This window comes from Lentzea sp. NPDC005914, assembly GCF_040629405.1.
GTDB lineage: Bacteria > Actinomycetota > Actinomycetes > Mycobacteriales > Pseudonocardiaceae > Lentzea.
In genome coordinates this window covers 279,815-298,799 of record NZ_JBEXVQ010000002.1, presented here as the reverse complement: position 1 = coordinate 298,799, position 18,985 = coordinate 279,815, and the positions used below count along the sequence as shown (strand labels likewise).

Annotated in this window: 22 protein-coding genes; 17 read left to right on the top strand and 5 right to left on the bottom strand. The window is 67.8% G+C overall.

All coding sequences use genetic code 11. The features are described from left to right. Positions 1 to 51: 51 nt before the first annotated feature. From ABZ345_RS04250 to ABZ345_RS04220, 7 genes are all read left to right on the top strand, one after another. Entirely contained in the window at positions 52 to 873 is an 822-nt protein-coding gene (locus ABZ345_RS04250) for an alpha/beta fold hydrolase (protein ID WP_359842767.1), read from the top strand. Continuing rightward, positions 870 to 1,688: a DUF2993 domain-containing protein gene (locus ABZ345_RS04245; protein WP_359842765.1), complete on the top strand. Its 819-nt coding sequence runs from the start codon at positions 870 to 872 to the stop codon at positions 1,686 to 1,688. The genes ABZ345_RS04250 and ABZ345_RS04245 overlap by 4 nt, the downstream gene beginning before the upstream one ends. Continuing rightward, on the top strand, positions 1,685 to 2,104 hold the full coding sequence (locus ABZ345_RS04240) for a thioredoxin family protein (RefSeq protein ID WP_359842763.1): 420 nt from the start codon (positions 1,685 to 1,687) through the stop codon (positions 2,102 to 2,104). The genes ABZ345_RS04245 and ABZ345_RS04240 overlap by 4 nt, the downstream gene beginning before the upstream one ends. Before the next feature lie 79 nt (positions 2,105 to 2,183). Next, positions 2,184 to 2,261: a putative leader peptide gene (locus ABZ345_RS04235; protein WP_352235731.1), complete on the top strand. Its 78-nt coding sequence runs from the start codon at positions 2,184 to 2,186 to the stop codon at positions 2,259 to 2,261. A gap of 73 nt (positions 2,262 to 2,334) precedes the next feature. Continuing rightward, entirely contained in the window at positions 2,335 to 2,778 is a 444-nt protein-coding gene (locus ABZ345_RS04230; protein ID WP_359842761.1) for a DUF4395 domain-containing protein, read from the top strand. A 29-nt stretch (positions 2,779 to 2,807) separates the two neighbouring features. Next, positions 2,808 to 3,653 (top strand): sulfurtransferase, encoded by an 846-nt coding sequence (locus tag ABZ345_RS04225; RefSeq protein ID WP_359842760.1) that lies wholly within the window; start codon positions 2,808 to 2,810, stop codon positions 3,651 to 3,653. A 4-nt stretch (positions 3,654 to 3,657) separates the two neighbouring features. Beyond that, entirely contained in the window at positions 3,658 to 3,957 is a 300-nt protein-coding gene (locus ABZ345_RS04220; protein WP_359842758.1) for a DUF1416 domain-containing protein, read from the top strand. Between the two features lie 345 nt (positions 3,958 to 4,302). On the opposite strand, the gene ABZ345_RS04215 is transcribed toward ABZ345_RS04220, so the two are convergent. Next, the gene (locus ABZ345_RS04215; protein ID WP_359842756.1) at positions 4,303 to 5,505 is read right to left on the bottom strand and encodes a DUF222 domain-containing protein; all 1,203 of its coding nucleotides are present in this window, start codon (positions 5,503 to 5,505) and stop codon (positions 4,303 to 4,305) included. Between the two features lie 373 nt (positions 5,506 to 5,878). On the opposite strand from ABZ345_RS04215, the gene ABZ345_RS04210 reads away from it, so the two are divergent. The 4 genes from ABZ345_RS04210 to ABZ345_RS04195 all read left to right on the top strand — a co-directional run bounded on the left by ABZ345_RS04210 (position 5,879) and on the right by ABZ345_RS04195 (position 10,651). After that, a complete protein-coding gene (locus tag ABZ345_RS04210; RefSeq protein ID WP_359842754.1) occupies positions 5,879 to 6,514 on the top strand; it encodes an FABP family protein in 636 nt (211 codons plus the stop codon). Positions 6,515 to 6,596: 82 nt separating this feature from the next. Next, a complete protein-coding gene (pxpB, locus tag ABZ345_RS04205; RefSeq protein ID WP_359842752.1) occupies positions 6,597 to 7,184 on the top strand; it encodes a 5-oxoprolinase subunit PxpB in 588 nt (195 codons plus the stop codon). Next, on the top strand, positions 7,181 to 8,032 hold the full coding sequence (locus ABZ345_RS04200; protein ID WP_359842750.1) for a biotin-dependent carboxyltransferase family protein: 852 nt from the start codon (positions 7,181 to 7,183) through the stop codon (positions 8,030 to 8,032). Before pxpB ends, ABZ345_RS04200 begins: the two co-directional genes overlap by 4 nt. A gap of 123 nt (positions 8,033 to 8,155) precedes the next feature. Further along, positions 8,156 to 10,651: a glycosyl hydrolase family 18 protein gene (locus tag ABZ345_RS04195; protein WP_359842748.1), complete on the top strand. Its 2,496-nt coding sequence runs from the start codon at positions 8,156 to 8,158 to the stop codon at positions 10,649 to 10,651. Here ABZ345_RS04195 and ABZ345_RS04190 read toward each other — a convergent pair. After that, positions 10,648 to 11,490 carry an aminodeoxychorismate lyase gene (locus ABZ345_RS04190; RefSeq protein ID WP_359842746.1) on the bottom strand — a complete coding sequence of 281 codons (843 nt, stop codon included), beginning with the start codon at positions 11,488 to 11,490 and terminating at the stop codon, positions 10,648 to 10,650. The two genes, ABZ345_RS04195 and ABZ345_RS04190, sit on opposite strands and share 4 nt — an antisense overlap. A gap of 26 nt (positions 11,491 to 11,516) precedes the next feature. On the opposite strand from ABZ345_RS04190, the gene ABZ345_RS04185 reads away from it, so the two are divergent. Genes ABZ345_RS04185 through ABZ345_RS04165 form a run of 5 tightly spaced genes read left to right on the top strand, consistent with a single transcriptional unit; the run spans position 11,517 to position 15,722 of the window. Continuing rightward, on the top strand, positions 11,517 to 11,951 hold the full coding sequence (locus ABZ345_RS04185) for a Fur family transcriptional regulator (protein ID WP_359842744.1): 435 nt from the start codon (positions 11,517 to 11,519) through the stop codon (positions 11,949 to 11,951). Then, a complete protein-coding gene (locus ABZ345_RS04180) occupies positions 11,948 to 13,009 on the top strand; it encodes a folate-binding protein (protein ID WP_359842742.1) in 1,062 nt (353 codons plus the stop codon). Before ABZ345_RS04185 ends, ABZ345_RS04180 begins: the two co-directional genes overlap by 4 nt. Positions 13,010 to 13,028: 19 nt before the next feature. Further along, positions 13,029 to 13,853 carry a 3-keto-5-aminohexanoate cleavage protein gene (locus ABZ345_RS04175; RefSeq protein WP_359842740.1) on the top strand — a complete coding sequence of 275 codons (825 nt, stop codon included), beginning with the start codon at positions 13,029 to 13,031 and terminating at the stop codon, positions 13,851 to 13,853. Positions 13,854 to 13,913: 60 nt separating this feature from the next. Continuing rightward, positions 13,914 to 14,483, top strand: coding sequence for an aerial mycelium formation protein (locus ABZ345_RS04170; RefSeq protein ID WP_167969967.1), 570 nt, complete (start codon positions 13,914 to 13,916; stop codon positions 14,481 to 14,483). A gap of 57 nt (positions 14,484 to 14,540) precedes the next feature. Next, positions 14,541 to 15,722 (top strand): MFS transporter, encoded by a 1,182-nt coding sequence (locus tag ABZ345_RS04165; RefSeq protein ID WP_359842738.1) that lies wholly within the window; start codon positions 14,541 to 14,543, stop codon positions 15,720 to 15,722. On the opposite strand, the gene ABZ345_RS04160 is transcribed toward ABZ345_RS04165, so the two are convergent. Beyond that, positions 15,665 to 16,525: a hypothetical protein gene (locus ABZ345_RS04160; protein WP_359842736.1), complete on the bottom strand. Its 861-nt coding sequence runs from the start codon at positions 16,523 to 16,525 to the stop codon at positions 15,665 to 15,667. The two genes, ABZ345_RS04165 and ABZ345_RS04160, sit on opposite strands and share 58 nt — an antisense overlap. Positions 16,526 to 16,698: 173 nt before the next feature. On the opposite strand from ABZ345_RS04160, the gene ABZ345_RS04155 reads away from it, so the two are divergent. Further along, positions 16,699 to 16,887: a DUF3073 domain-containing protein gene (locus tag ABZ345_RS04155; protein ID WP_359842734.1), complete on the top strand. Its 189-nt coding sequence runs from the start codon at positions 16,699 to 16,701 to the stop codon at positions 16,885 to 16,887. A 72-nt stretch (positions 16,888 to 16,959) separates the two neighbouring features. On the opposite strand, the gene ABZ345_RS04150 is transcribed toward ABZ345_RS04155, so the two are convergent. After that, positions 16,960 to 17,955, bottom strand: coding sequence for an NADH:flavin oxidoreductase/NADH oxidase (locus ABZ345_RS04150; RefSeq protein WP_359842732.1), 996 nt, complete (start codon positions 17,953 to 17,955; stop codon positions 16,960 to 16,962). Between the two features lie 83 nt (positions 17,956 to 18,038). Continuing rightward, the gene (locus ABZ345_RS04145) at positions 18,039 to 18,941 is read right to left on the bottom strand and encodes a pentapeptide repeat-containing protein (protein WP_359842730.1); all 903 of its coding nucleotides are present in this window, start codon (positions 18,939 to 18,941) and stop codon (positions 18,039 to 18,041) included. Between the last annotated feature and the right edge of the window lie 44 nt (positions 18,942 to 18,985).

Below are 18,985 nucleotides of genomic sequence, written 5' to 3'. Positions count from 1 at the left end.
TCACCTCGACCAGACCAGCGGCGTACGGTGACCGGGCCCCGTTGCCTGCGGATGACGGAGACAATACCTGTGCAACCCCAGAAAGTCCCAGGTCAAGAAGCCGTGCTCACAGTTGTTTCCACAAGCGTCACGCCTGTTACATCCATGTCACACGACGGAGTGCGCTTGCACGGCGTCCACCACAAGAGTGAAAACGACCTCGCTTTCGTTGTGGGACACGGATTCACGAACAACGTGACCAAGCCGTACGTCGCTCGGGTTCTTGCGCGCCTGGCCGCGCACGCCGGTGTCGTCGCGCTGGATTTCCGCGGCCACGGACGGTCCGAGGGGCGCTCCACGGTCGGCGCGGACGAGATCCACGACGTCGAGGCCGCCGTGAGGACGGCTCGAGAGCTGGGCTACTCGAAGATCGCCACGGTCGGGTTCTCGATGGGCGCCTCGGTCGTCATCCGGCATGCGGCACTGGGTGAGACCAGGCCCGACGCCGTCGTCTCCGTGAGCGCTCCTGCCCGGTGGTGGTCCCGCGAGACGGCACCGATGCGCCGGGTGCACTGGTTGCTGGAGCAGCCGCACGGCAAGCTGGCGGCGCGCGCGATCGGGGTTCGGCTCGGCGACAGCTGGGTACAACCGCCGGAGAGTCCGCTGGAGGTGGTGGCACGCATAACGCCCACCCCACTGCTGATCGTGCACGGTGACCTGGACCACTATTTCGACCAGGAGCACGCCAGGTCACTGCACCGCGCGTCCTTGGGACATGCCGAGCTGTGGATCGAGCCCGGCATGCGGCACGCGGAATCAGCCGCGACTCCAGAACTGGTAGACCGGATGGCGGCATGGGTCGCCGCGATCACTGAAGTCGAGGACGGGGAATGACTGCGCACACTCCTGCACGACCGCGGAAGAAGAAGTCACGGCGCGGGAAGTTCCTCATCATCACGCTGATCGTGCTCGGCGTCCTGCTCGTCGCGGCCGACTTCGCCCTCGCGGCGGCCGGCGAGTACCAGATCGCCCAGCGCATGCGGGAGAAGCTGCAGCTCAACGAGGACCCGTCGGTGCGCATCAACGGCTTCCCGTTCATCCTCCAGGCGGTCCGCGGCGACTACAAGCACGTCGAGATCGACGCGACCGGTGTGCCGATCAAGAACGAGCAGTCGGGCGTCGACCTGCGCGACCTCGACATCCACGCCGACCTCCGGCACACCCGCGTCGAACTGGCAGACCTGTTGGCGGGCAACGTCTCCAAGGCGACCATCGACCAGGTCGACGGCAGCATCAAGATCAAGGCGCTGGACCTGAACCGGCTCGCCAACCAGGTCACGCCATTCGACAAGCTCTCGATCGAGCCGGACAACCGCGTGGCCACGCGGACGCCGGTCACGCCGGCCGCGCCGCAGACGACCGCCGCGATCAAGCTCTCCGGCCAGACCAACGTCGCGGGCAAGGCCGTCACGCTCACCGCGTACGGCCAGATCGCGCTGGTCAGCGGTGCCATCCAGATCAACGTCGACGACATCGAGCTGGAAGACACCTCGCTCAAGCAGATCATCCCGCAGCTCCGCCAGGCCCTCGCGATCAAGATCGACCCCGGCACGCTCCCGTTCGGTGCCACGCCTACCGCCGTTGAGGTGGAGAGCGGTGCGTTCAAGCTGAGCGGCGTGATCACGGATGTACCGTTGGTCCAACGATGACTGGTGTGTGGGCGCTGCTGGGCGCGTTGGCCGTGGCCGGCGCGATCGGTGTGCTGCTCAAGGTCCGCGAGGGCCGCATCTCCCGTCGTGAAGCCTCGATCGACCTGCCCGCCCCCGTGCGCGACCTGCTCGCGCCGGGGGTGACGCTGGTCCAGCTCTCCACCACGTTCTGCGCGCCGTGCAGGCACGCGAAGGTGATCCTGAGCGACCTGGCCTCCCGCACCGACGGCCTCACGCACGCCGAGCTCGACGTGACGAACCTGCCGGACGTCGCCGCTCAGCTGGGCGTGATGCGCACGCCCACCACGCTGGCTCTCACGGCCGACGGTGTCGAGGTGTTGCGAGTCGGTGGCGTGCCGAAACGCGACACTCTGCTCGCCGCCCTGCAGCCGCATCTGGAGCGGTCCGGGGCGTAATCCGGTCGGGTGAACCTGGGTTGTTCCACCTGATGGACATACCTCCCGGACCGAGAGATTGAGGGCTACCCTCGCTGGCATGACAATGCTGCTCACGAAGCGACGCGCGGTGGATCTGTGCCGCGTGCGCAGCAGCCTGTGTCGCACGACGAGCTGATTGGGCCGCTTGACGCCCAACAGCCTCCTCTGACGGACTGAATTTCTCCTCGTCCGAATGTCCGGAGGTCGTCGTGCCCAAAGACTCCCCAGTAGACCCGCGCGGACCGCGCTTCTCCGCCTGGATGACCACCGTCATCCTGGCCGTCGTGCTCCTCACCGGCTGGTGGCGGCTCCTCGCCGCGCAGACGGTGCTGTTCGCGATGTGCGCGTTCATCTCGCTCAAGCTCAACCCGTGGGGTCACGTCTACCGCTACGCGATCCAGCCCCGGATCACCCCGACCACCGAACGCGAAGAGGCCGCACCACTGCGCTTCGCCCAGGGCGTCGGTTTCGTCTTCGCGCTGATCGGCACCCTCGGCTACGCCACGGGTCTGACGACGCTGGGCACCGTGGCCACCGCTCTCGCACTGGTAGCAGCGCTGCTCAACGCCGCGCTGGGCCTGTGCCTCGGGTGCGAGATGTACCTGCTGCTGCGCCGGTACGCACCCGCCCTCGCACGTCCGCAATCGCAATAAGCCCAGTACTACTACAGGAGCAACGTCCCATGAGCCGTGAGAACGTGCTGGTCTCGGCCGCCTGGTCCGAGGAGAACCTCCAGACGCCCGGCGTCGTGTTCGTGGAGGTCGACGAGGACACCACCGCGTACGACGGCGGGCACATCCCCGGCGCCGTCCGAATCGACTGGAAGACCGAGCTGCAGGACCAGGTCCGCCGCGACTTCGTCGACCGCGAGGGCTTCGAGAAGCTGCTCTCGGCCAAGGGCATCTCCAACGACGACACCGTCATCCTCTACGGCGGCAACAACAACTGGTTCGCGGCCTACGCGTACTGGTACTTCAAGCTGTACGGGCACAACGACGTGAAGCTGCTCGACGGCGGCCGCAAGAAGTGGGAGCTCGACGGCCGCCCCCTGGACAAGGACGAGGTCACGCGTTCCGCGACCACCTACAAGGCCCAGGAGCAGGACCTCTCGATCCGCGCCTTCCGCGACGAGGTCGTCGACGCCATCGGCAACAAGAACCTCGTCGACGTCCGCTCGCCCGACGAGTTCTCCGGCAAGCTCCTGGCACCGGCACACCTCCCGCAGGAGCAGGCCCAGCGCGCCGGCCACATCCCGTCGGCCGTGAACGTGCCCTGGTCGAAGGCTGCCAACGAGGACGGCACCTTCAAGTCCGAGGACGAGCTCCGCGAGATCTACTCCGAGGCGGGCTTCGACGGCAGCCGCAAGACCATCGCCTACTGCCGCATCGGCGAGCGCTCCTCGCACACCTGGTTCGCACTGCGCGAACTGCTCGGCCACGAAGACGTCAAGAACTACGACGGTTCTTGGACGGAGTACGGCTCGCTCGTCGGCGTGCCGATCGAACTCGGTTCCGGCAAGGAGGCCTGATTTCATGTCCGACTCATGCGGCGCGCCTGTTCAGGGCGGCTCGATCGACGTTGCGACCACGGAAACCGTCCTGCAGGGCAAGGTCGTTGCCGACGGGGCTCCCGTTGGTGGCGCCTATGTCCGGCTGCTGGACTCGACCGGCGAGTTCACCGCTGAGGTCGTCTCCTCTCCTGAGGGGGACTTCCGGTTCTTCGCGGCGCCGGGTAGCTGGACCGTTCGGGCTTTGCACCGGAGCGGCAACGGGCAGGCCGATGTTTCGGCTTCGGGGCCTGGGATCCACGACGTGCAGATTGCTGTTGCCTGACAGACCTCAGTGGTAAGGCGAAGGCCCCGGCGGGATCCGTCGGGGCCTTCCACGTGTTGGTGGCCGCTGGCGGGTGGGCGCGTGGGCATTACCGGGCCGGGTCAATTCATCGCCGCTTCGCGACGATTGCGATTGGGGCTTGACTTTGAGCCTCTGGCAAGATGCTTCATCGTCCTTAAAAGGCCGGGCATAAGGAGCCCGGCCGTTCCCTTCAACGGTAGCATCTTGCACTCAAAGTCAAGCCCCAATCGCCGGGCTGGGCACGTTATGACCACTTCTCAATTCCGCACAGGTTCGGACGGCTCGCTTCGCATCGCCACGATTTGGGTGGCGATCAGGCGGCGATCAGGCGGCAGCGGCGTGGATGAGATTGCGTTTCGGGTTGCGGTCCCGGTCGAGCCAGGAGGGCGGGTAGAAAGTGGGTATGCCCGACACCATTTTCACTTCCCACTCGCTCTGGTGGATCAGCGTGTGGTGATGGCGGCACACCAAGACCGCGTTCTCCACTGAGGTATTGCCGCCATCCGCCCAATGATGGATGTGGTGGGCGTCGCACTGTCTCGGCGGACGGAAGCAGCCGGGGAAGGCGCAGCCTCGGTCTCGGCCCACGAGGACTCGGCGGATTCCGGCGGGGAAGCTGCGGGTCTTGCGACCGATGTCCATCGGCTGCGACTTGTCCCCCAGCACCAGCGGAATGATCCCCGCGTTGCAGGCCAGCTGCCGGACCTGGCTGGCCGGGACGCGCTCGCCGTTGTCGAGCATGGCCTGACCCACCTGCTCGGCCAGGTTCTCGTAGCTCATGGTCACGGTGAGCGTGACGGGCTCGCCGCCGTGCTCGGGCAACTGGTCGGCCCGCACCATCAGGTTGACCAACTCGGCGAAGGCATCGCCCTCACGCTCGGCACGGGACCGCAGGTCCGGGCCTTCCAAGGCGGTGTCGGGGCGAGGCTTGGCCAGCGGGTCCAGCATCGCCTCGAAGGTGGCGCCGGTAACCGCGTCCAGCAACGCGCGAATCTCGAGCTGACCGTTCTTCCACTGCTTCACCAACTGGTTGACGACCGGCGCGGGCTCGACATCGCGCGGCTCCGGGTCGTTCTGGTAGAGCCCGTAGGCCAGGTCCTTGCCGAACTTGCGCACCGCGTAGGGATCGTGCTCGCGGGCCACGTCCACCACCAGCTGCTCGACTTCAGCAGGCAGTTCGGCCATCACCTCGGCGACCGCCCTGACATGCTCAGCCGACAATGCACCCTCCGCCGCCGCCTCGGCGGTGACCGGAAGATCAGGAGCCAGTTCACTGCCGGTCGGGGTGATCTCACGATTCAGCAGCAAGGCATGCGCGACCCATTGCTTAGCGGCTTTCCGGTCCCATCGGACCGCGTGCTGCAGCACCTGCGCCAAATCCTTGTAACCGAATTCGGCCGCAGCGCCACGCTGATCGAGTTCAGCGATCTTCTGCATGACCATGTTTTCGCGAATCCGAATCTCCATCACCTCGGCGACGATGCTGCACAGCAGATCGTCGGTGGAGAGGAGTCGGGTTTCGCTCACGTGTTCTAATCTACCGCAAGATCACGAGAAGATAACGGGCTAAGCCGCGCACGATAGAGTGAATCGAGCGGCGTGGCGAGGCGAAGTGAGCCGTGAAAGCCCAATGCCGACTCACCTTGAAGCGGCGATGAAATGCCCCGGCCCGTCAGCACCCGAGCAACCACCCTCGTAAGGTGACCGGCCCGCACGCCAGGCGGCCCCTCCGCTGGGACGTGACAGGCCCCGCAAGGTGACCACCGCAACCCTGCACGTCAAGCCGGGAGAGATATCCTCACCGCGTGGAACACATCTTCACCGGACTCCTGGTGCTAGTGACCATCGCAGTCATGTGGTTCGCGGGCTACGTCGTGTACCGCCTCTACTCCGACCAGCGATGACCGCGGGCACCCCCATCCCCGGCAGCGGCGACGAGGCCATCCGCCTGGCGGAGGAGCGTGCCGCCGCGACGAGGGCCCGCAACCTGCCGCAGTTCACCGACATGCCCGTGCCGGGCGACACGGCGAACCTGCGCGAAGGTGCCAACCTCAATGACGCCCTCCTCAGCGTTCTTCCGCTGGTGGGCGTCTGGCGAGGCGAGGGCGAGATCGTCTATCCGACGATCGACGGGCCGTTCCGCTACGGGCAGCAGATCACCTTCGCCCACGACGGGCGGCCGTTCCTCGTCTACGAGGCGCGCAGCTGGCTGCTCAACGAGGCCGGCGAGGTCATTCGGCCCGCGGCGCGCGAGCAGGGGTTCTGGCGTCCGCAGGAGGACGACACGATCGAGCTGCTGCTCACGCACAACACGGGCATCGTCGAGCTGTACTACGGCAAGCCGCGCACGAACACCTCCTGGGAGTTCGAGACCGACGCCGTGATCCGCACCGCGTCGGCCAAGGAAGTCCAGGGCGCGCAGCGTCTCTACGGCCTCGTCAACAACGGCGACCTCGCGTACGTCGAGGAGCGCGCGATGGTCGGCCAGCCGTTGCAGCCCCACGCGTCCGCGCACCTCAAGCGCATCGTCGGCTGAGACTGACGCCCAGGGGACACGCCGGGGAAACTTGGGTCGTGGGATTGTTCAACAATCCCACGATTCCCCGTAGCATGGGTCCATGCTGCTCCGGCGCTGCGGAACCGACGCGCTCCTCGTGGAGGTCGACTCACTGACCGAGGTGGCGGCCGTCCGCGCAGCCCTCCAGGACCTCGACGGCATCGAGGAGCTCGTCCCGGCCGCACGAACGGTGCTGGTCAAGGGCGCCCTCACGCAGGTCAGGGAAGTCCTCGCCACCGTCGACCTGACCCACGTCCCCGAGACGCGGTCCCGCGAGGTCACCATCCCGGTCACCTACGACGGCCCGGATCTGGACCTGGTCGCCGAGACAGCGGGCATCAGCCCGGACGAAGTTGTCAGGCTTCACACGAGCGCTGTCTACGAGGTCGCGTTCTGCGGCTTCGCGCCCGGCTTCGGCTACCTGACCGGTCTCCCGGAGAACCTCCAGCAGCCCAGACTCGACTCCCCGCGCACCAAGGTCCCCGTCGGAAGCGTGGGCATCGCCGGCGAGTTCACCGCCGCGTACCCGAGAGCCACTCCGGGCGGCTGGCGGTTGATCGGCAGCACGGACATCACCCTGTTCGACGCGAAGGCCGAGACCCCGGCGCTGCTGGCTCCCGGTGACAAAGTCCGGTTCGTGATCGCGTGAAACGCAGCATCAGGATCGTCCACACCGGCCCGCAGGCCCTGGTCCAGGACCTCGGCCGGCCCGGGAACGCCCACCTCGGCGTCCCCCCGTCCGGCGCAGTCGACCCGCACTCGCTCACCCTCGCCAACCGGCTCGTCGGCAACGAGGAGACCGCCGCCGGACTCGAACTTCTGCTGGGTGGCGCGGAGATCACCGCCGAAGCGTCCTGCACGGTCGCGGTGACCGGACCGCAGGTGCAGGTGTGGATCGACGACAAGCTCGCCGACTCGCACCAGCCGCTGCACCTGTCCAAGGCCTCGACGCTCCGCATCGGCACGCCGGAGTCCGGCCTGCGCACCTACCTGGCCGTCTCCGGCGGCATCGACCTACCCCCAGAACTCGGCAGCCGCTCGACCGATCTGCTGTCCGGAATCGGTCCAGACCCGTTGCGGGACAACGACGTTCTGCCACTCGGTACGCCGAACGTCCCAATCGGCGCGGATGTCGTGCCGCCAGCGCCCGCGCTGCAAACGTTGGTCATCCCGATCAGACTCGGGCCCAGGGACGACTGGTTCGAGGACGCGGAAAGCCAGCTGCGCCAAGGGTCCTGGACGGTGTCCGACCGCAGCAACCGCGTCGGCGCGCGGCTCAGCGGTGCCAAGCTGAATCGTCGTGACGGCGAGATTCCCAGCGAGGGCATGATCACCGGCGCTGTCCAGGTGCCGCCGGACGGCCAGCCCGTGGTCTTCCTGAACGACCACCCCACGACGGGCGGCTATCCGGTCATCGGCGTTGTCGACCGTGATCACCTGCGGTTTCTCGGTCAAGCGCGACCGGGGACGAGCGTCAGGTTCCGCCCGATCAGCTGAGAACCACCCCGTTGACGTAAGTGGTCCAGACCAAATACCGTACCTGTCAGGCCGCCGCGGACCTCTACCAATCTGGAGTTCCGCATGCGCCGAATCCCTGCCCTCCTAGCGATTTTGGTCGCTGTGCTCGCACTGGCGGTCCCTGCACAGGCCGCCACGGGCATCACCGCGACCTTCTCCCGCACCGGCACGAGCGGCAAGTTCGTGGTCGCCAACGCGTCCACGACCGCGCTCAACGGGTGGTCGATCAAGTTCGACCTGCCGTCCGGTGTCACGGTCAGCAACGTCCAGAACGCGACGACCACCCAGAACGGCACGAGAGTGACGCTCACTCCTGCCTTCTACATCAACAACCTCCCGCCGGGGCGCAACACCGAGCCGTACAGCCCGACCTTCACGTTGAGCTCGGCGTCGGACCCGACCACCTGCACGATCAACAACATGGCGTGCGACGGCAGCGGTGATCCCGCGCCGCCCGCGAGTGGTGTCACGGCCGACTACTCGGTCGCCGGCGGCACGGCGAAGTTCATCGTGCGCAACAACACCAGCGCGGCCATTTCCGACTGGTCGATCGTCTTCACGCTGCCCAACGGCGTGACGGTCAGCAACGGCCAGAACGGCACCGTCAGCCAATCCGGCAACCAGGTGACGCTCACCCCGGCCTACTACAACAAGAGCGTTGCGGCGGGCGGCAGCACCGAGCCGTACAGCCCGACGTTCTCCATCAGCTCCAACGTGGAGCCGGTGACCTGCCGCATCAACAACGCGAACTGCAGCGGCGCCCCGGACACTCCGCCCAGCGCACCGACCGGGCTGACGTCGCCGAGCAAAACCACGCGCACGGTGACGTTGCAGTGGAACGCCTCCACCGCGGGCTCGCTGCCGATCGCCGGCTACGACGTCTACAACGGAAGCGCGCTCGCCACGAGCAGCACCACGACGTCCGCCATCGTCACCGGCCTCAACCCGAACACCGCGTACTCGTTCACGGTGCGGGCCAAGGACACGAAGGGCACGCAGTCGGCACCGAGCGCGGCCGTGAGCGTCACGACCAACAACCCCGCCACCGACACCACACCGCCGAGCGTGCCGGGCAACCTGCGCTCGACCGCCAAGGACGCGGGCAGCATCACGTTGGCGTGGAACGCATCCACGGACAACAGCGGCGTCGCGAACTACGACGTCTACGTCGGCTCGACCGTGAAGATGACGGTCTCCGGCACAACGGCGGTCGTCAGCGGCCTCGCACCGTCGACGAGCTACACCTTCACCGTCAGGGCTCGCGACACGTACGACAACGTCTCCGGAGCGAGCAACGCGCTGACCGAGACCACAAGTGACATCGTCGGCGGCTACGCCCGTGTCGGGTACTTCGTTCAGTGGGGCATCTACGGACGTCAGTACTTCGTCAAGGACATGGATGCCGCCAAGCTGACCCACGTCAACTACGCGTTCGGCAACATCGACCCGGTCAACCTGACGTGCCTGCACGGCGTCACCAAGGGCACCACGGCCAACCCGCAGGACCCGAACCAGGGCGACGGCGCGGGCGACGCGGAAGCCGACTACAGCAGGCAGATGAGCGCGGCGCAGTCCGTCGACGGTGTCGGGGACAGCGGCTGGGAACCGTTGCGCGGCAACTACAACCAGCTCAAGAAGCTCAAGGCGAAGTTCCCGAATCTCAAGGTGCTGATCTCGCTCGGCGGCTGGACGTACTCGAAGTACTTCTCCGACGTCGCGGCGACCGACGCCTCGCGCAAGAAGTTCGTGTCGTCGTGCATCGACATCTACCTGAAGGGCAACCTGCCGGTCTACAACGGCGCCGGCGGTCCCGGCACCGCGGCGGGCATCTTCGACGGCTTCGACCTCGACTGGGAGTGGCCGGGCGCGGAAGGCCACGCGGGCAACCACTTCGGCCCGCAGGACAAGGTCAACAACTCGCTGCTGATCGAGGAGTTCCGCCGGCAGATCGACGCGTACGGCGCCACGACCGGCAAGCGCTACCAGATCACCGCGTTCACCCCGGCCGACCCGGGCAAGATCGCGACGGGCTGGGAGCTCGGACGGGTCGCGCAGTCGATGGACATCTTCAACGTCCAGGGCTACGACTTCCACGGCTCCGGCAGCGACAACTCGTGGGAACCGAACCGGACCGGCCACCAGGGCAACCTCTACCCCGACCCGGACGACCCGTACCCGTTCCACTTCGACGTGGCCAGCACGGTGCAGGCCTACCTCGACGCCGGGGTGCCGTCACGCAAGATCACGCTCGGACTCGCGTTCTACGGCCGCGGCTGGCAGAACGTGGTCGACGGCGGCAAGAAGGGCGAGTGGCAACAGGCGGGTGGTGCGGCTCCTGGCCAGTTCCCGGAGGAGGCGGGCACGCGCGGGTACGCCAACCTCGTCGCGTCCGTGCCGAACTGCACCGTCTACCACGACGAGGTGGCCGTGGCGACGTCCTGCTACACCGGCAACCAGTGGTGGACCTTCGACGACGCGTGGTCGATCCAGAAGAAGACCGCGTGGCTGAAGTCGAAGAACCTGCTCGGTGCGATGTTCTGGGAGATGTCGGGTGACCGCGGCCCGTTGATGGCCGCGGTCGACGCCGGTCTCCGTTAGTACTCGGACTCGTACAGGCCCTGCAGTTCGGTGAGCAGGGCTGACGAGTCGGGCAGCTGCTTGCCGTCCAGCGTGGTCACCCGCGTGATCTTGCGAACGCTGGACGCGAGGAACACGCCCTCGGCGTCGTAGAGCTCGCCGGTCTGGATCGGCTCCACGAGCACGGTCCAGCCGGCGCGCTCGGCGGCGCGGAACAACGCGTACTGCGTGGTGCCGGGCAGGATGCCGAGCTTCGACGGCGGCGTGACCAGCGTCTTGCCGCGCACCAGGATCACGGTCGAGGTCGGGCCTTCCAGCACCGAGCCGCTCGAAGTCGTGAAGATGACCTCGACGGCTCCGCGGCGCTCGGCCTCCCGGATCGCGGCCATGTTGATCGCGTACGACAGCGACTTGGCGCCCAGCAGCAGCCACGGCGCGCGGTCGGCGAGGTCCGGCTCGATGCCGCGGTCCAGCGTCACGGCGGCCAGGCCCTCGGCGCGCTGCTTGAGCACCTTCGCGCCGATCTCCATGCCGAGCGCGAACCCGGTGCCCGTGCCGTCGCCGCCCTCGATGCCGCGGGTGTAGACGAGCTTCAGGGCGAACTCCTTGCCACCGGTCCAGTTGCCGATGACGAGCTCGACCGCGCGCTCGAACTCCGCACGCGGCGGTGCGGGCATGTCGAGCATGGCGGCGGACCGGTCGAGCCGGTCCAGGTGCGGCGTGAGTTCGCGGGGCTTCCCGTCGACCACGAGGATCGTTTCGAACACGCCGTCACCGCGCATGAGTCCGAGATCGTCGACGCGGATCTGCGGCGAGTCGGGGTCAGCGAGGGTTCCGTCGAGCAGTGCCAGCACGCGCATGGAACGAGCCTACTAACATCAGGGTTGTGGAGACCGCAAGAGGGCTGCGCAAAACGCTGCACGACCGCGGCATGCGGATGACGCCGCAGCGCCAGCTCGTGCTGGACGCGGTCAGGTCGCTCGAGCACTCGACGCCCGAGCAGATCTGCCAGCGCGTCCAGGAGACCGCGCCGACGGTCAACATCACCACGATCTACCGCACCCTCGACCTGCTCGACCGGCTCGGGCTGGTCCGGCACACGCACCTGGGCCACGGCGCGCCGAGCTACTCGGTCGACGACCACCAGCACGTGCACCTGGTGTGCCACGTGTGCGGCCGGATCGACGAGATCCCGTGTGAGCTTCTCGACCCGCTGGTCGGAACATTGCGGGAACGCGACGGGTTTGAACTGGATGCGAGCCACCTCGCGCTGTCCGGCACGTGCCGCGACTGTCTGAAGCAGGAGCAGGAGACCGAGTGACCCTCCCCGGAGCCGTCCCGCCGCCCGACGATTCCATCGACGCCGGCGTCGCCTGGCACTACGGAGACCCGTTCGCCGAGCAACGTTCGGCCGCGCGGTCCGTGGTGGTCGTGGACCGCTCGAACCGGGGTGTCATCGCGATTCCGGGGCAGGACAGGCTCACGTGGCTGCACCAGCTCACGAGCCAGCACTTCGAGCAGCTGGGCGAGGGTGCCGCGACCGAGGCGCTGATCCTCGACGCGCAGGGCCGGCTGGAGCACCACATGGTCGTCGCGAACGTCGGCGGCACGGTGTTCCTCGACGTCGAGAAGGTCGACGACCTGCTCGCCTACCTGCGGAAAATGGTCTTCTGGTCGAAGGTCGAGCCGCGCGACGCGACGCCTGAGTTCGCGCTGCTGTCGATCATCGGCCCGGACGCGCCCGCGATCCTGGACAAGCTCGGCATTCCCGCGCCCACCAGCGTCGACGCGCTCGGCGAAGGTTTTGTGCGCCGGACGTCGTGGCCCCTGCAACGCTCGTTCGACCTGCTGGTGCCGCGCGCTGAGCTCAGCGACAGGTGGCAGCGGATCACCGACGCGGGTGCCCGCCCGGCCGGCAGCTTCGCGTTCGAGGCGCTGCGGGTCGAGGCTCTGCGGCCGCGCCAGGGCGTCGACACCGACGAGCGCACGATCCCGCACGAGGTCAACCTGATCGACCCGGCCGTGCACCTGAACAAGGGCTGCTACCGGGGCCAGGAGACGGTCGCGAAGGTCCACAACGTGGGACGCCCGCCGCGCCGGATGCTCCTACTCCACCTGGATGGTTCTGCGGACGGCCAGCCGGAGACCGGCGACCCCGTCACGCTCGACGGCCGCGTGGTCGGCCGGGTGGGCAGCGTGGTGATGCACCACGAGCTGGGCCCGATCGCGTTGGCGCTGGTCAAGCGGTCCGTGCCGGTGGACTCGGACCTCGTAGCCGGAGCTTCGGAACGGGAGGTTCAGGCACGAATCGACCCCGACTCGGTGCCGCCGGACACCCCCGGTCTGGGCCGGGAAGCCGTTCGCAACCTGCGGGGATGAACCCCTAGAGTCCCGGGACATGTCCTTGGGCACTCTCATCACTGTCGCTCCCACCGGAGCGGAGCACGCGAAGGCCGACGTCCCGCAGCTTCCGGTGACCCTGGAAGAGCTGGTCTCGACGGCGCAGAGCTGCGAGCAGGTCGGCGCGTCGATGATCCACGTCCACATCCGCGGCGAGGACACCAAGCCGTCGCTGGACCTGGGTCTGCTCAAAGCCACCGTCGAGGCGCTGCGCTCCGAAACCGGCCTCGTCGTCCAGCTCTCCACCGGCGGGTCGGTGCACGATCCGGAGGAGAACCGGCTGCGCGTGCTCGAGGCGATGCCGGACTCCGCGTCCTGCACGATGGGCACGGTCAACTTCGGCGACGACGTGTTCATGAACCGCTGGGAGTTCATCGTCGCGCTGCACAAGGGCATGCAGGAACGCGGCGTCGTCCCGGAGTACGAGATCTTCGACGTCGGCCAGCTGGCGTCGTTGAAGCGCCTGCTGGACCAGCACGGCCTGCCCGCGGGCGGTCATGTGCACGTGGACCTCGTCATGGGAGTGCCCGGCGGCATGCCCGGAGACGCGGCCACGCTGGTCGCCGCAGTCAACGCTCTGCCAGACGGGGCAACCTTTTCCGCCACGGGGATCGGCCGGACCACTCTGCCCGTGATGTTCACCGCACTGGGTGTAGGTGGGCACCTCCGAGTGGGTATGGAAGACACGATCAGTTACTCACGAGGCGTGCCGGTGCGGGACAACGCACAGCTCGTAGCCCGTGCGGCGGGCCTCGCCAAGATCGCGCAACGACCTGCTTTGACACCAGATGAGACGCGAAAGCTCTTGGGCGTGCACATTTGAGACAACTTTGGTGCACGGGATGTGTTGGCGGGTGAGGAGGATCTACCGCAGGATGGACACGTGATCGAGGTGCGTCCTGGCGGGCGCCGCCGAATCGACCGGGTGCTCGCCCCCGACTACACGGAGGGCGTCGAGCAGCGCCCGCTCGTCGAGGTGCGCGAACTCCGCGACGAGGCAGCGCAGGAAGAGACCGACCTGTCCTACCTGCGGCGGCTGTTGCACGCGCGGATCGACATCGTGCGCGCGGAACAGGAGCGCCGCAGTTCTGGCGGCTCGGCGGTGGTGGAGCAACTGGCCACGATCCTGTCCACGAACGCCGTGGGTCCGGCGACCGGTCTAGGCCGGTACCAGACCCATGAGCCGTCACGTGCTGATGCGCATCAACGGCACGTCGAGGCGCTCGTCTCCGACGTGGACCTCTCCGACGTGAGCAAGTTGTCCGACGATCGCCTCGGCGAGGCGTTGGAGACGTTCATCTCGGAAGAGGCCTCTGTGTCGGTGCGGCGGCGTGAGGTGCAGGTCGTCGTGGACAAGCTCAACGCCGAGATCGCCTCGCGCTACCAGCGCGGGAGCGCGTCGGTGGACGAGCTGCTGGCGGCCGAGCGCGGGCATCACCGCCGCAAGAGCTGACTCCCAGCATCTGGGACGGTCGTTCCACTTTCTGAGCAGCGGACCTAGCGTGCCCTCATGGGGTATCGCTGGGTCGTGCTGTGCATCGGAGCGTTGGCGCAGGGCACGAACGCGGCCGTCTTCCTCGGCCTGCCCGCGATCAGCCCTCAGCTCCGCGAGCACTTCTCCCTGACGTTGCCCCAGGTGGGGCTGCTTTTGGGCGCCGTCAACCTGGGCACGATGATCGCTCTCGTGCCGTGGGGCTTCGTGGCGGACCGGCACGGCGAGCGACTCGTCATGACGATCGGCGGGGTCGGGGCGGCCGGCTGTCTCGCGGCGGCGGCGTTCGGCAACGCGTGGGTCGCCGGGGCCGCGTTGCTCGGCGCCGGGCTGTTCGGAGCCAGTGTCAACGCTGCGAGCGGACGAGCCGTGATGTCGTGGTTCGGCGCGTCCCAGCGCGGGTTCGCGATCGGGGTGCGGCAGACCGCGACACCACTGGGGGCGGCGCTGACGGCCGCCGTGCTGCCTGCAGTGGCCGCGATGGCCGGGGTTCCCGGTGCGATGGTGGCGCTGGCGGGCGTGACCGGGCTGGTGGCGCTGGCCGTGGCGATCTGGGTCCGCGAACCGCCGGGAGCCGTGCGGGGGGCGACCGACCACGGGTTGATCCTGCGCGATCACCGGTTGCTGCGGTTGTCGCTGGCCAGCGGGTTGCTGGTGGTGCCTCAGTTCACGACCACGACGTTGCTGGTGGCGTTGCTGCACGACCATCGCGGGATGGCGGTGGGCACGGCGGCGACGATCTTCGCGGTCGCCCAGGTGATCGGTGGAGGCGCGCGGCTCGGTGTAGGCGTGTGGTCGGACCGGGTGCGCAACCGGATCGGGCCGCTGAAGATCCTTTCGGCGGTGACCGTCGCCGGGCTCGTGCTGATCACGGTGCTCGACCAGGCACCGGTGTGGTGGCTGGTCGCGGTGCTGATCCCCACGACGGCGCTGTCGGTGTGCTGGAACGGGCTGGCGGTCACCGAGGCGATGGAACTGGCTCCGGCCGGACGAAGCGGGACCGCGCTGGGGATGCAGAACTCCGCGAACTACCTGTCGGCCGCGGTGACACCGCCGATCGCGGGTCTGGTCGCGACGCACGTGGCGTGGCCGGCGGCGATGATCCTGGCAGCCGCGGCCGGTGTGACGGCTCGCGTGCTGCTTCAGCCATGGCGTTCCCTGCGGGACAGCTCGCCCCAGAACTCGCGCAGCGTCTCGTAGCGCAACGCGACCTCCTCGGCGTCACCCCGCTCCAGCGCGTCGACGATGGCGTTGACGTCGGCCGCGGAGGTGTCCTCCAGCAGGTCCTTGTCCTCGAGCAGCTGGACCAGGCCGCCGTAGTCGAGCTCGACGGCCGAGTGCGGGTGGAAGTGCTCCAGCCAGCGTCCGGTGTCGGAGAGGATCTTGGCCGGCCCGTCCTCGCCCAGCGACGACTTCACGACCTTCAACGCCCGTGCGACGCGGCGCCGTGCGTCGGCCATCGCGACACGCCAGGAGACCTGACGTTCGGGGTCGTCCTGGGCGCTCGCCAGCACCACGCGGCGTTGAGCCGGTTCGACGAGGGAGAACCACGGCAGCGGCACGGTCCAGGTCGTGGAGATGACGTGGACGGCTCCCGCCGAGAGCTCTGCCATCACGGCCGACGCGCGCGCTCGGACCGTTTCCGGGGCAATGTCGAGGGCCGCGTCCTGCAGGATCGGTGGAGCGGTCGCCAGGAAGCCCACCAGAGCCGCGGCGGAGCGCGCCCTGAGGTCCAGCGGACAGACGAGGGGCCCTGGGCCGACACGCGCGGCGTCCGAGGTCGGAACCTCGGCCGGACTGATCGTCATCACGTCGAAGGACTCGCCCGGAAGCAGCTTTTGACCCAACTGTGATCGCAACCACAGCTCCCGTTCCCGGTCACCGACCTCGGACCGGAGGACAGGGCCTGCTTCCAGGGCTTTTTCGACCTTGGCCGCTAGCGGTGCGTCCAATACCGATAACGGTTCGTACACCCGTAGGTAGGCGACGAACGGTCTGGGCACCTGTGCATCCTTCCACGCGAGGGGGGCCGCGAGATTTGGCGGTACGTGTCACGCCTACCGCGTCGCGAGGAACCCCATCGGCACGGTACGGTAGTTACCAGGAACTAGTTGTCGAGACGAGTGGGGCCGCCGTTCCCCCGGCCGCCCCCGTCCCTGTGCGAGGGGGTCGAGCCATGGGGCGCGGCCGAGCGAAGGCCAAGCAGACGAAGGTCGCCAGGGAGCTCAAATACAGCTCTCATGAGACCGACTTCGCTGCGCTGCAGCGCGAGCTGTCTGGTGACGAAAGGTCGCCGAACGGGAGTAGTGGTGCCGACGTGCCCCACGACGACCCGTACGACGACTACGACGACTACCGTCGCTGAATTCAGCCTGAAGAGCTCAAGGGTTGGGCAACCGGATCATCGGTGCCCAGCCCTTGAACTCTGAGGGCGCTTTCAGAACGCCCTGGCGTACTGCCTCGGTGCCTTGACCTCCACACCCAGCTGCTGTGCCGCGCGCAGCGGCCAGTACGGGTCGCGGAGCATCTCGCGCGCGAGCAGCACCAGGTCAGCGGAACCGTCCGTCAACACTTGTTCGGCCTGCTTCGCCTCGGTGATCAGGCCGACCGCACCCGTGGGCACGTCTGCCTTGCGTCGCACAGCTTCGGCGAGCGGCACCTGGTAGCCGGGCCCGATCGGGATCTCCGCCTGCGCGGTGTTGCCACCGCTGGACACGTCGATCAGGTCCGCACCCGCGGCCTTGAGCGCCTGTGCCAGCACAACGCTGTCGTCGGCAGTCCAGCCGTTGTCGACCCAGTCGGTGCCCGAGATCCTCACGATCACGGGCACGTCCGGGCCGACCGCTGCCCTCACGGCGGCGGTGACCTCGACGGGGACGGCGATGCGTTCTTCGAGGCTGCCCTCGTTCGTGAGCGGCGAGTAGAACTCGTGGAGCAGGTAGCCGTGGGCCGCGTGGATCTCGAGCACCTCGAACCCGGCTTCGAGCGCGCGAAGGGCTCCTTCGACGAACGCCTTGACGATCGCGCCGTGGCTCTCGAGCTTCTCCGGCTGGTTGCCACCGGGGAACGGCTCGGTCGTGGGCGCCACCGGCACCCAGTCACCGATCGCCTTGCGCCCGGCGTGCGCGAGCTGGACACCGGGGACGGCGCCGTTGTCCTTGATGAACCTGGTGATCGGCTTCCAGGCCTCGACCTGCTCGTCGTTCCAGATGCCGACGTCCTGCGGCGAGATCCGGCCACGCGGCTCGACGGCCGTGGCCTCGGCGATGACGAGCCCGGCACCGCCGACCGCCCTGCTGCCGAGGTGGACGAGGTGCCACTCGGTCGGGACGCCGTCTTCCTTCGTCACCGAGTACTGGCACATCGGGCTCACCGCGATGCGGTTGGGCAGCGTGACCGACCGCAGGGTCAGCGGGGAGAAGAGCAGGCTCACGGGAGCTCTCTTGAACAGTTCGTAGACCTAACCAACTGTTCAAGGGAGCTCGTCCGGGCGTTGTTCCCCCGCTTGAGGTTGTCTCAGTCACTGAACAATGACGCAGAGACACCGAACCGGGCGAAACCGGGCGGCCAGATCGTCCCCTTGTCGACGTGGGCACCGTCGAGGACTGCCTCGTCCAGATTGAGCGCCCGCATGTCCGCACCGCGGAGATCCGCCTCAGTCAGGTCGGCACCGCGCAGGTCCGCACCTTCGAGGTGAGCGTTGCGAAGTGACGCTTTCCGCAGGCTCGCACCTCGCAGATTGGCCCTGCGGAGATCGGTGGCGTGGAAGTCGCATCGGTCCAGCCGGCTTCCCTGCAACCGGGCGCGAGCGAGGTTGGAGCGGCGGATGTCCGCACCGGCCAGCTGCCGGTCCTCCAGGTCGAGACTGCGCAGATCGACCCGCGACAGGCGCAGCTTCGGGGCATCCGGCGACTCCGGCCGCCGAGCGAGGATGGCCAGCGCGGTCTGGACATCGGGCGCCCGCATCCTCAGCCACGGCAGACTTTCGTCGACCTCGCCCACGGACTCTCCGCCGTCCCACGGAACCCGGTTGCGCACGAAGCTGCCGATGGTGATCTGAACGAACCGGCGGTCCTTCGGCGAGTCCGTCGAGATCCGTTCGAGCACGTAGAGCCCGCCGATGCGGACGTCGGCGTTCTCGCTGGCGAGGTGCTCGACCGCACGGCTGAACCGGTCGGTGATCTGACCGTCCCTGTTCACCTGGACCTGTCGCCAGGTCGCTGCGGCTCCGGCGACGATCAGAAGACCGCCGAAGAACTGCAGCAACGACGTGCGCAGGTTGATCTGCAACTGCGTCTGCTGGACATCGACGCCGGACTGGACCGGATAGATCATCAGCGGTAGGAACACGATGACTGCGAGGGCGATGAGGCCGCCGGCGACACCGGCGGCCACGAGGCAGATCGTTCTCAACCGCATGGTGGGCCATCCTCGCGGTGACCCCGCACAGGCGATATCCGCCA